Origin of the sequence: Allobosea sp. Tri-44, from assembly GCF_004123845.1 — a bacterium.
Taxonomy (GTDB): domain Bacteria; phylum Pseudomonadota; class Alphaproteobacteria; order Rhizobiales; family Beijerinckiaceae; genus Allobosea.
The window spans coordinates 307,640-317,190 of sequence record NZ_NBDP01000042.1; the positions used below are offsets into that span (position 1 = coordinate 307,640).

The following is a 9,551-nucleotide window of genomic DNA, read 5'->3' on the forward strand; positions in this document are numbered from 1 at the left end:
ATTGTCAGCGGGAGAAGCCTACACCCGACGCGCTCCTGCCACAAATCGGCGTAGCCAAATCGTGAAACAGGAGCTTCGCAGGAAACTTCCCCTGAACTCAGAGGCTGTCAGTGACCATGGACAAGGCTTGGGTGAGGTCAAACCGTCCGAATGCCAGGAGCGTTGCGCCGCCGATACCGCTGGTATCGGCAAGCGATGCGACGCCGCAGTCGGCCGGTTTCACCTCACCGCGCAGCGGCGTGGCGCTTTTGCCCGATTGCGGCGTCGCTCGCCACGGCCAAGCCGGAAGGCTTGGCCGCACGAACTCCTGGCACTCGGACAAAATCGCCGACGCCCAAGCCTTGTCCATGGTCACTGACAGCCTCTAAAACTGCGCCATGGCCGACACTGTTCCCACCCCCGTCGAAGATCTGACGCCCGAGGATGCGCGCGCCGAGCATGAATTGCTCGGGCCCGAGATTGCTGCCGCGAATGCCGCCTATCACAGCGACAGCGCGCCGATCATGGACGACGCGACCTTCGACGCGAAGTTCCGCCGACTCACTGCGCTGGAAAACGCCTTCCCCGAGCTCAAGGGGACTGAGGCGCTCTCCGACAAGGTCGGCGCCAAGCCATCGGGCAAATTCGCCAAGATCCGGCATCGCGTGCCGATGCTCTCGCTCAACAATGCCTTTGCCGACGAGGACATCGCCGACTTTGTGACGAGGGTCAGGACCTTCCTCGGCCGCAAGGACGACCAGCCGATCGCCTTCACCGCCGAGCCGAAGATCGACGGGCTCTCGCTGTCGTTGCGCTACAAGAAGGGCGAACTGGTCAGTGCCGCGACGCGCGGCGATGGCGAGGAGGGTGAGGATGTCACTGCCAACGCCCGCACCATCTCCGAGATTCCGCACCGGCTGAAAGGCAAGGACGTGCCTGATGTCGCCGAGGTACGCGGCGAGATCTATCTCGGCCATGCCGATTTCGCGGGGATCAACCAGCGCCAGCGCGAGAAGGAGGAGCGCGAGTTCGCCAATCCGCGCAACGCGGCGGCGGGCTCGCTGCGCCAGCTCGACGTCTCGATCACCGCAAGCCGGCCCTTGCGCTTTTTCGCCTATGCCTGGGGCGAGATGCCGGAATTGCCGGCGCCGACGCAGTTCGGCGTGGTCGAGGCCTTCGCGCGCTGGGGCTTCAAGACCAACCCGCTGATGGCGCGCTGCGAAACCGTCGAGGAACTCTTGGCGCATTACCGGTCGATCGAGGTGCAGCGTGCCACGCTCGGCTATGACATCGACGGCGTGGTCTACAAGGTCGATGAACTCGCGCTGCAGGCTAGGCTCGGCTTCGTCGCGCGCGCCCCGCGCTGGGCGATTGCGCACAAGTTCCCGGCCGAGCTGGCGACGACCGTGCTGGAGGCGATCGACATCCAGGTCGGCCGCACCGGGGCGCTCTCGCCGGTCGCGCGTCTGAAGCCTGTGACCGTCGGCGGCGTCGTCGTCACCAATGCGACGCTGCATAACGAGGACTATATCCGCGGCTTCGATTCGAAGGGCCTGCCGATCCGCGACGGCAGCGACATCCGCATCGGCGACACGGTGACGGTGAAGCGCGCCGGCGACGTGATCCCGCGCGTCGAGGCGGTCGATCTCGCCAAAAGGCCGGCGGACGCGCAGCCCTATGTTTTCCCGACGAGGTGTCCCGTCTGCGGCTCGGACGCGGTGCGCGAGCACAATCCGCGCTCGGGCAAGGAGGATGCGGTGCGCCGCTGCACCGGTGGGCTGATCTGCGCGGCGCAGGCGGTCGAGCGGCTGAAGCATTTCGTTTCGCGCGACGCGCTCGACATCGATGGGCTCGGCGACAAGCAGATCGAGTTCTTCCATGCGGATCCCGATCTGCCGGTGAAGCAGCCGGCCGACATCTTCACGCTGGCTGAGCGCGACGGGGCGAACCTCAAGAAGCTCAAGGACAAGGAAGGTTTTGGCGCGACCAGCACCAAGAAGCTGTTCGAGGCGATCGACGATCGGCGCGCACCACCGCTCAACCGCTTCATCTTCGGGCTCGGCATCCGCCATATCGGCGAGACCAATGCCAGGCTGCTGGCGCGCCATTACGGCTCGTTCGATGCTCTGCAGGCCGCCTGTCTTGCTGCCGAGAACCCGGAGAGCGAGGAGCGCGCGGCGCTCGACGCGATCGACGGCGTCGGCCCGACAGTGGTCGAGGCGCTGCTGCAGTTCTTTGCCGAGGAGCACAACCAGCAGATGCTCGCCCGGCTGCTGGTAGAGGTGACGCCGCAGCCATTGGAGGCAGTGGCCTCGTCCAGTCCTGTCGCCGGCCAGATCGTCGTCTTCACCGGCGCGCTCGAACGCATGACCCGCGACGAAGCCAAGGCGATGGCCGAACGGCTCGGCGCCAAGGTCGCCGGCTCGGTTTCGTCGAAGACCGATCTGCTGGTGGCGGGGCCGGGCGCCGGCTCGAAGCTCAAGGATGCCGCCAAGCACGGCGTCAAGGTGATCGACGAGGCCGGCTGGTTCGAGCTGGTGGGCGGGTAGGCTCACCGCAGCCGAGATTACCTCATTGCAAAATGAAGCGCGCGGGGAACCCTTCTCCCGTGTGGGAGAAGGGCAGGGATGAGGGCCTGCCCTATTCGCAGAAGGCGTAGCGGAGGCCGCTCGTCCTAACAATCAGCGGCGGTCCCTCACCCCTACCCCTCTCCCATCCGGGAGAGGGGTTCCCGCGCTTGTTCGGGCTGCTTTAGCCCAGCGAAAGCCCTTGGCTACCGGAGCCACTTTTACCTTTGCTCCGCCGCCAGCGTGCAGATCATCCGCGCCACCTCGTAGGACTTCTCGAAAGCCGGCACCGGCAGGAACTCGTAGCGCGAGTGGAAATTATAGGCGCCGGTGAAGAAGTTCGGCGTTGGTAGGCCGCGGGCCGAGAGCGCTGCGCCGTCGGTGCCGCCGCGCATCGGAATCTGCTTCTTCCTGATCTGCAGCGTCTCAAGCGCGCCGAAGAGCAGTTCGACCGGGCGGTGGTCGTCGCCGAGGCTGTCATGGATGTTGCCATAGGTGTCGCTCACCTGGCACTCGACGCGGCCGGTCGGATAGAGCGCGGCGAGCTCGGCGGTGACCTCAATGAGCCGGCGCTTGCGTGCTTCGAAGCTCTGCTTGTCGAAGTCGCGGATCAGCGCCCCGAGCCTGGCCTCGCTGGCATTGGCGGTGATGGTGTTGAACCAGACATAGCCTTCGCGGCCTTCGGTGTTCTCCGGCGTATGTGAGCGGTCGAAGCGGCCAATGAAGTCTTGGGCCATCAGCACCGGGTTCACCAGCACGCCCTTGGCCGACATCGGATGGGTGCTGACGCCGGTGAGGGTGATCTCGGCGCTCGCGGCATTGAAGTTCTCGATCACGACTTCGCCGAGCTCGCAGCAGTCGATCGTGTAGGCGAAATCGCAAGGGAAGCGGGAGAGATCGAGCACCTTGGCGCCGCGCAGGCCGATCTCCTCGTCCGGAACGAAGGCGACGACGATGTCGCCGTGCCGATCCTGCGGGCCGAGAGTGGCGAGGAGCGTCATGATCACCGTGATCGCCGCCTTGTTGTCGGCACCGAGCACGCTGGTCCCGTCGCTGGCGATGATCTCGGCGCCCTGCCAGTTGCGCAATTGCGGATGCTCGGCCACACGCAGCCAGATGTCTTGCTCGCGGTTGAGGCAAAGGTCCTCGCCCTCGAAACGCAGCAGCTGCGGGCGGATCTCGGGCGAAAGCCCGGCATCGAAGGTGTCGAGATGGGCGATGAAGCCGATCGGCGGGGCGCCCGCCACTGTGCCGCGCTTCAGCGCCGTGACGGTGGCGCGATCGTCGATGACGACGTCGTCGAGGCCGAGCGCGCGCAACTCGCCAGCCAGCAGTTCGGCGAGCTGTTGCTGACCCGGCGTGCTCGGCAGCGTCGTCGCCCTGATATCGCTCTGGCTGGCGATCGAGACATAGCGGAAGAAGCGCTCGATCAGCTGCTGGCGGATGCTCATGATTGTCCTGTCGTGTGCATGGTGGTCAGCGGTCAACGGCTCGCTCTGCAGTCCTATTGGCAGGGGAGGCGTCGATCGGCCGGGTCGCGCGTGTCGGCGGCTCGGCATTGCGGAAATGGCTCGGCGATTTGCCGATCACCCGCTTGAAGGCACGGCTGAACGAGGCTTCGGAATCATAGCCGAGGCGGCGCGCCACCGCCGAGATCCGCATCCGGTCGCGCTCCAGCCATTGCCTGGCCTGGTGCATCTGGACCTGCGCGACATAGCGGGCGGGCGTTTCGCCGACGACACTGGCAAAGCGCTCGGCGAAGGCGGAGCGCGAGGCATGCATCACCTTGGCGAGGGCATCGACCGTCCAGTCCTCGCTCGGATTGAGATGGATCGCGGCAAGCACGCGACCGATATCAGGGTCGCGGGCGGCGGCGACCCAGCCGGTAGCCGTGCCGCAGCCACGCTCGACCCAGGACCTGATCAGGGCGGCAGCGACGACGTCGGCGAGGCGGGTCAGGATGCCGCCGGCGCCGACGCGGTCGAGGGCAAGCTCGCAGGCCATGGTGGTCAGCAGCGCCGGGATGGCGGGTTCGTGCACCGCCATCTCGTGCACCCACATCAGCTCCGGCATCATCCGCAGCATCGGATGCTGCGCGTCGACGTTGAAGCAGAGGCTGGCGCTGAAGAACAATGTCGCCTCGCCGTCGCCCCCTCCTGCGCCACCGCCGCGCGCCTCGGCGATCTCGCCGCAACAGTGCTGGAAGGCACAGTGCCCGTTAGGCGTCGCCGAGATGCCGGGCTCGCTGGCGAGCGCATGCTCGACGCCACGCGGCATCAGCACGGCATCGCCCTGTTCGAGCCGGACCCACTCGCCCTCGGGTGTGCGCAGCCAGCAACCCTGCTCGGCCATGAAGTGGAAACGTGCGGCCGATTGAGCCGGAAACAGCAGGCACCAGGGCGTGGTCATCTGGTAGCGGGCATAGTCGACGCCTTCGAGCCTCAGGCCGCGAAGCATCTCCGACAGCGGGTCCGGCGCCGATCTTCTGGACGATTGGTCAAGCATGCCGGGTTTTCTAGCATGGAAGCTCCAGAGGGTCACGCCTAACTCCGGTGTCCGATCTTCCTGGAGCGACCTATGTCGGATTCCTTGTCAGCCACAGCCGATGCCGAGCTTGTCGGTATCGTGCCCGCAGAACGCACAGACGCCGCCTGGCCGGCGGTGTTCGCGCTCGCCATGGGTGTGTTCGCGCTGGTCAGCGCCGAATTCCTGCCCGCCAGCGTCCTGACCTCGATCGCCGCCGATCTCTCGATCAGCGTCGGCGCCGCGGGGCAGACCGTCACGGTGACCTCGCTGGTCGGCGTCGCCGCCGCCATCTTCACGCCGATCCTCACCAGCCGGTTCGACCGGCGCCTGGTACTCTGGACGCTGCTGTCGCTCCTGGCGGTGTCGAGCCTGGTCACGGCCATGGCCAATGGCTTCACCATGCTGCTCGCGGCGCGCTTCCTGCTCGGCATCGCCCTCGGCGGCTTCTGGTCGATGGCGCCGGCGCTGACGCTGCGGCTCGTCCCGGCGCAGTCCGTGCCGCGGGCGCTGGCGCTCATCTCGGCCGGCGTTTCGGCCGCCTTCATCGGCGGCGGGCCGCTCGGAGCCTATCTCGACGCGCTGATCGGCTGGCGCATGGTGTTCGGGCTGTCGGCCGGGCTTGCCGGCGTCGCGTTGCTGGCGCTGCTGGTGACGATGCCGGCCCTGCCGCCGCAGACTGCGCCGCGGCTGGGCACGCTGGGTGTCCTGCTCTCGCGCCCGAGCATTCGGCTGATGCTGATCTCGGTCCTCGTCATCATCTCCGGACAGTTCACCGGCTTCACCTATATCCGGCCCTTCCTCGAGCATGCGCCTCAACTCGGCGTCGCGGCGATCACCGTGGTGCTGCTCGGATATGGCCTCGGCAATGTCATCGGCAATTTCGCCGGCGGCGCCGTCGCGGGGCGCGGCGTCAAGCTTGCGATCGTCTCCTTCGCGCTGGCAATCGGCCTGCTGGCGCTGGTCATGATCCAGTTCGGCGCTTCGCCGATCGTGGCGGGGATCGCGGTCGCGTTCTGGGGCTTCGCCTTCGGCTTCGCGCCCGTCGGCTTCCAGACCTGGATGGTTCGCGTCGCGGCCGACCATGCCGAATCGGCGAGCGGACTTGTAACGGCGGCCTTCCTGGTCGCGATCGCCAGCGGCGCGGTGCTCGGTGGGCTGCTGGTCAACCATGTCGGCGGCCTCGGCCCGATCGGCTACATGGCGGTGGCGACGCTCGCCGGAGCCCTGCTGGTGCTGGTCGCCGGCAAGGAGCCGCCGCGTCCCTGAGATCGATAAAATGGCGACGGTCGCGTGATCGTCGCCATCACTTTTCTTCAAGACATCAAGGCGCGGTTCCGCTCTATCTTGCGCCATGGATCTGATCAGCCAAGGCGACGCATTGCTGGAGATGCCGCTCCAGACGGGGGAGCATGCCCGCCTGTTCACGGCCGCGCGTTTCTCCGGGCTGGAATGCCTGTCGGCGAAATTCTCGACCCATACCTATTCGCCGCATGCCCATGAGACCTATGCAGTCGGCACGATCCTGGAGGGCTGCGAGCTCTGGCATGCCCGCGGCCGCAAGCTCTTTGCCCGCACCGGCGACCTCGTCTTCAACCACCCGCTCGACGTTCATGACGGCGCGCCGAGCGAGGGCGGCTATCGCTACCGGATGACCTATCCGACGATCGAGCTGATGCGTGAGGTCGCGATCTCGCTCACCGGCGACCAGACCATCGGCACGCCCTTCTTCCCCGAACCGACCGTGCAGGATCCGGAAGGTTCGGCCCTGTTCTCGAAAGCGCATCGCGCGCTGGAGGAGGGCGGCGATGCGCTTGCCGGCGAGGAAGGTCTGCTGCGCGCCTATGGCTGGTGCCTGTCGCGCCATGCCGATCTCTCCGTGCGCGAGATCGGGCGCGAGCACGGGCCGATCTCGCAGGCCAGGGAATTGCTCGAGCAGCGCTATGACGAGGACCTGTCGCTGGCGGACCTCACCCAGCGCTCGGGCCTGCCGCGGCATCACCTGATCCGGGCCTTCCGACGCGAAACCGGGCTGACGCCGCATGCCTATCTCGTCGATGTCCGCGTCCGCCGCGCCCGCGAGCGGCTGCGGCGTGGCGAATCCCCCGGCGCGGTCGCGGCCGCCACCGGGTTCTGCGACCAGGCGCATCTGACCCGCGCCTTCAAGGCGAGGCTCGGCGTGACGCCGGGCGTCTTCCGCGCCGCCCATCACGGCTGACGACATCAGGAAATTCCATGTCCTGGAAAGACGAAGCCCGTGCAGGGCTCAACGACATCTGGCCGGCAGCGCTGGCTGCCGTGCCGATCGGCCTGCTTTTCGGTGCACTTGCGGCCGGCAAGGGGCTGTCGCCGCTCGAAGTCTTCCTGATGAGCGTGCTGGTCTTCGCCGGCGGGGCGCAGTTCGCCGCGGTCGAGCTCTGGGCCAGCCCGGCACCGATCGTCGCGCTGGTGTTCTCGACCGCACTGATCAATGCCCGCCACATCCTGATGAGCGCCTCGATCGCGCCGAAGCTCAAGGGCTTCTCGACGGCGCAGACCTTCGGCGGGCTCTACTACATGGCGGACGAGAACTGGGCGCTGGCCGAAAAGCGGGCGCGCACCCATCCGGTCACGCCCGCCTATTGGTTCGCCATGATCGTGCCGTTCGTGCTTGGCTGGCTGACCACCTCGACGACGGGCGCGATCATCGGCGCCGCGCTCGGCGACCCCAAGCGCTATGGCGCCGACTTCGCCTTCACCGCGTTGTTCATCGCGCTGACCGCCGCGTTCTGGAAGGGCCGCGTCACCGCCTGGACGGTAGCTGCGGCCGGTATCGCCTCGGCGCTGGCCTACAAGCTCGCCGGGCCGCCCTGGCATGTGCTGGCGGGCGCGCTCTGTGGCCTCGCCGCCGCCTGGATCGCCGCTGGTGACCTCGCCGAGAAACCCGTCGAAAGCCCGGCCGAATGACCCTCGACCCGATCAATCTCGCCGCCTTCCTCGGCATGGCGCTGGTGACCTATCTCACCCGCATCGCGGGCCTGGCCCTCGTCGGCCGACTCAATCTCTCAGCCCGGGCGCAGGCTGCCTTCGACGCGATCCCGCCCGCCGTGCTGATCGCGGTGATCGCGCCGAGCGCGCTCGCGACCGGTTGGCCGGAAACGGTCGCAGCCTTGGTCTGCGGCCTCGCCGCGACGCGGCTGCCGCTGCTCGGCGTGGTTGCCGTCGGCGTCGCGACCGTGGTTGCCTTGCGCATGGTGGCCTGAGGCTGGCCGGGAGAGAACGCATGCGCCCTGTGATGGACTCTATCGTCGATGCAATCGGCGGCACGCCGCTCGTGCGCCTCGATCGCTTGACGCGGCATCTCGGCGTCAGCGGCACCATCCTCGCCAAGCTCGACTACCTCAATCCTGGCTTCTCGAAGAAGGATCGGGCCGCGCTCGGCATCATCGAGGAGGCGGAGCGCGCCGGCACATTGAAGCCCGGTCAGACCGTGGTCGAGCTCACTTCCGGCAATATGGGCACCGGGCTCGCAATCGTCTGTGGCATCAGGGGCTATCCCTTCATCGCCGTGATGTCGAAAGGCAATTCTGAGGAGCGCGCCCGGATGATGCGGGCGCTCGGCGCGGAAGTGGTGCTGGTCGACCAGCTGCCGGGCTCGGTGCCGGGCCAGGTTTCGGGCGGCGATCTCGCACTCGTCGACGGCGAAGCCAAGCGGATCACGCAGGAGCGCGGCGCCTTCCGCGCCGACCAGTTCCACCGCGACGGCAACTGGCGGGCGCATTACCGCACGACCGGACGGAGCTCTGGGAGCAGAGCGGCGGGACGATCGACGCGTTCGTCGATTTCATCGGCTCGGGCGGCAGCTATGCCGGCGTGACCAAGGCGCTGAAGGAGCGCAGCCCGGCGGTCCACTGTTATGTGGTTGAGCCGGCCGGCGCCGCCGCCGCGGCGGGCGAGACGGTCTCAAGGCCGGATCACCCGATCCAGGGCGGCGGCTATGCGATGGCCGATCTCGCCTTCCTCAAGGACGTGCCGGTCGACGGCTATCTGCAGGTCACCGGCGATGAGGCGCGTGAGACGACGCGGCTGCTGGCGCGGTTCGAGGGGATCTTCGGTGGGTTTTCGGCTGGGGCGAATGTCGCGGCGGCGCTTCGGCTTCTGGCTGGAACTGGGGCCGGCAAGACGGTGGCCGTTATCATCTGCGACTCCGGGTTGAAGTACCTGTCGACTGATCTGTGGGGGTAACAGGCTGCAAGGAAGAGCGCGGGGAACCCTCTCCTGTAAGGAGAGGGCAGGGTGAGGTGTAGGCCGTTGGACCAGTGCCGCGAGCGCTGACCGCGCGGCCGGGTTCAAGCCAACGATTCCGCTCCCGAACACCTTGTAACTCTGATTTTGCCTCATCTGCTACACTGGCGGGTGCGGTGGCAGGCGGAAGACCGACGACCCTCAGGGACAGCAAGCCCGTGGGTGAGCCAGGGTCTTCGCCTGCCGATCCATCGACCC

At 67.2% G+C, this 9,551-nt stretch carries 8 protein-coding genes and 1 pseudogene; 6 read left to right on the forward strand and 3 right to left on the reverse strand.

The window, feature by feature from the left end; translation table 11 throughout:
- Positions 1-97 precede the first annotated feature (97 nt).
- A complete protein-coding gene (locus tag B6S44_RS24795; protein ID WP_129159541.1) occupies positions 98-355 on the reverse strand; it encodes a hypothetical protein in 258 nt (85 codons plus the stop codon).
- 22 nt (positions 356-377) lie between these two features.
- Here B6S44_RS24795 and ligA point away from each other — a divergent pair, with 22 nt between their 5' ends.
- Positions 378-2,528 carry an NAD-dependent DNA ligase LigA gene (gene ligA / locus B6S44_RS24800; protein ID WP_129159542.1) on the forward strand — a complete coding sequence of 717 codons (2,151 nt, stop codon included), beginning with the start codon at positions 378-380 and terminating at the stop codon, positions 2,526-2,528.
- Positions 2,529-2,767: 239 nt separating this feature from the next.
- Here ligA and pepT read toward each other — a convergent pair whose 3' ends face one another.
- Positions 2,768-3,997, reverse strand: a complete 1,230-nt coding sequence (gene pepT / locus B6S44_RS24805) for a peptidase T (protein ID WP_129159543.1) — start codon at positions 3,995-3,997, stop codon at positions 2,768-2,770.
- Positions 3,998-4,022: 25 nt separating this feature from the next.
- Positions 4,023-5,051, reverse strand: coding sequence for an AraC family transcriptional regulator (locus B6S44_RS24810; RefSeq protein WP_129159544.1), 1,029 nt, complete (start codon positions 5,049-5,051; stop codon positions 4,023-4,025).
- 72 nt (positions 5,052-5,123) lie between these two features.
- Between B6S44_RS24810 and B6S44_RS24815 the strand changes: the two genes are divergently transcribed.
- From B6S44_RS24815 to B6S44_RS30150, 5 genes and pseudogenes are all read left to right on the forward strand, one after another.
- A complete protein-coding gene (locus tag B6S44_RS24815) occupies positions 5,124-6,338 on the forward strand; it encodes an MFS transporter (RefSeq protein ID WP_129159545.1) in 1,215 nt (404 codons plus the stop codon).
- Between the two features lie 85 nt (positions 6,339-6,423).
- On the forward strand, positions 6,424-7,287 hold the full coding sequence (locus B6S44_RS24820; RefSeq protein WP_129159546.1) for an AraC family transcriptional regulator: 864 nt from the start codon (positions 6,424-6,426) through the stop codon (positions 7,285-7,287).
- A 17-nt stretch (positions 7,288-7,304) separates the two neighbouring features.
- Positions 7,305-8,015, forward strand: a complete 711-nt coding sequence (locus B6S44_RS24825; protein ID WP_129159547.1) for an AzlC family ABC transporter permease — start codon at positions 7,305-7,307, stop codon at positions 8,013-8,015.
- Entirely contained in the window at positions 8,012-8,311 is a 300-nt protein-coding gene (locus tag B6S44_RS24830) for an AzlD family protein (RefSeq protein WP_129159548.1), read from the forward strand. Before B6S44_RS24825 ends, B6S44_RS24830 begins: the two co-directional genes overlap by 4 nt.
- A gap of 32 nt (positions 8,312-8,343) precedes the next feature.
- A pseudogene (locus B6S44_RS30150) lies at positions 8,344-9,293 on the forward strand (PLP-dependent cysteine synthase family protein).
- Positions 9,294-9,551 lie beyond the last annotated feature (258 nt).

Excerpts from the sequence above, each read along its gene's own strand:
- ligA (WP_129159542.1), top strand. The coding sequence starts at position 378 with ATGGCCGACACTGTTCCCACCCCCGTCGAAGATCTGACGCCCGAGGAT.
- pepT (WP_129159543.1), bottom strand. The coding sequence starts at position 3,997 with ATGAGCATCCGCCAGCAGCTGATCGAGCGCTTCTTCCGCTATGTCTCG.
- B6S44_RS24810 (WP_129159544.1), bottom strand. The coding sequence starts at position 5,051 with ATGCTTGACCAATCGTCCAGAAGATCGGCGCCGGACCCGCTGTCGGAG.
- B6S44_RS24815 (WP_129159545.1), top strand. The coding sequence starts at position 5,124 with ATGTCGGATTCCTTGTCAGCCACAGCCGATGCCGAGCTTGTCGGTATC.
- B6S44_RS24820 (WP_129159546.1), top strand. The coding sequence starts at position 6,424 with ATGGATCTGATCAGCCAAGGCGACGCATTGCTGGAGATGCCGCTCCAG.
- B6S44_RS24825 (WP_129159547.1), top strand. The coding sequence starts at position 7,305 with ATGTCCTGGAAAGACGAAGCCCGTGCAGGGCTCAACGACATCTGGCCG.
- B6S44_RS24830 (WP_129159548.1), top strand. The coding sequence starts at position 8,012 with ATGACCCTCGACCCGATCAATCTCGCCGCCTTCCTCGGCATGGCGCTG.